Source organism: Neobacillus niacini (assembly GCF_036961885.1).
Lineage (GTDB): Bacteria > Bacillota > Bacilli > Bacillales > Cytobacillaceae > Neobacillus > Neobacillus niacini_H.
Map to the genome: position 1 here is coordinate 1 of NZ_JBALNQ010000110.1, position 1,000 is coordinate 1,000.

Consider the following 1,000-nt stretch of genomic DNA (forward strand, 5'->3'; position numbering starts at 1 on the left):
TTAGTTTTCAAAGAACAATATGTCGTCTCTTTAGCGACTTTAATATCTTAACAAATGATTCATATCATTGTCAACATATTTTTTAAAATAATTGGTGGAGCCTAGCGGGATCGAACCGCTGACCTCCTGCGTGCAAAGCAGGCGCTCTCCCAGCTGAGCTAAGGCCCCATTTGAAATTAACGAATGAAAGAATGGTCGGGAAGACAGGATTCGAACCTGCGACCCCTTGGTCCCAAACCAAGTGCTCTACCAAGCTGAGCTACTTCCCGATAAAATATGGCGCGCCCGGAAGAAGTCGAATCCACAACCTTCTGATCCGTAGTCAGACGCTCTATCCAATTGAGCTACGGGCGCAATATATAAATCTACTTTATATTTTTTAAAAATGGTGCCGAGGACCGGAATCGAACCGGTACGGTAGTCACCTACCGCAGGATTTTAAGTCCTGTGCGTCTGCCAGTTCCGCCACCCCGGCAACATTGGAGCGGAAGACGGGATTCGAACCCGCGACCCCCACCTTGGCAAGGTGGTGTTCTACCACTGAACTACTTCCGCGTTATAATATTTAAAGCATAAGTGCGGGTGAAGGGAGTCGAACCCCCACGCCTTGCGGCGCCAGATCCTAAGTCTGGTGCGTCTGCCAATTCCGCCACACCCGCATATTAAAAGTTATTTTGCGTTGCAAAAAACTTTGGTGAGCCATGAAGGATTCGAACCTTCGACCCTCTGATTAAAAGTCAGATGCTCTACCAACTGAGCTAATGGCTCAAACCTAAAATAGCTTCCTAAAAATATTTACCCAAAAAAATGGTGCCGGCGAGAGGACTTGAACCCCCAACCTACTGATTACAAGTCAGTTGCTCTACCAATTGAGCTACCCCGGCATAAAACGAAAAAATATGGTGGAGGATGACGGGATCGAACCGCCGACCCTCTGCTTGTAAGGCAGATGCTCTCCCAGCTGAGCTAATCCTCCATATGATACAGCCTGGCAACGTCC

The 1,000-nt window shown here is 47.8% G+C and carries 9 tRNA genes; all 9 read right to left on the bottom strand.

The features are described 5' to 3' along the window. Positions 1-92: 92 nt before the first annotated feature. The 9 genes from V7124_RS26170 to V7124_RS26210 all read right to left on the bottom strand — a co-directional run bounded on the left by V7124_RS26170 (position 93) and on the right by V7124_RS26210 (position 976). A tRNA-Ala gene (locus V7124_RS26170) sits at positions 93-168 on the bottom strand. A 24-nt stretch (positions 169-192) separates the two neighbouring features. Next, positions 193-269: transfer RNA gene (locus V7124_RS26175), tRNA-Pro, on the bottom strand. Between the two features lie 8 nt (positions 270-277). Next, a tRNA-Arg gene (locus tag V7124_RS26180) sits at positions 278-354 on the bottom strand. 32 nt (positions 355-386) lie between these two features. Next, positions 387-475 (bottom strand) — tRNA-Leu (locus V7124_RS26185). A gap of 5 nt (positions 476-480) precedes the next feature. Next, a tRNA-Gly gene (locus V7124_RS26190) sits at positions 481-555 on the bottom strand. A 22-nt stretch (positions 556-577) separates the two neighbouring features. Then, positions 578-659: transfer RNA gene (locus tag V7124_RS26195), tRNA-Leu, on the bottom strand. A 33-nt stretch (positions 660-692) separates the two neighbouring features. Next, a tRNA-Lys gene (locus V7124_RS26200) sits at positions 693-768 on the bottom strand. Between the two features lie 40 nt (positions 769-808). Next, positions 809-884, bottom strand: a tRNA-Thr gene (locus V7124_RS26205). Positions 885-900: 16 nt separating this feature from the next. After that, a tRNA-Val gene (locus tag V7124_RS26210) sits at positions 901-976 on the bottom strand. Between the last annotated feature and the right edge of the window lie 24 nt (positions 977-1,000).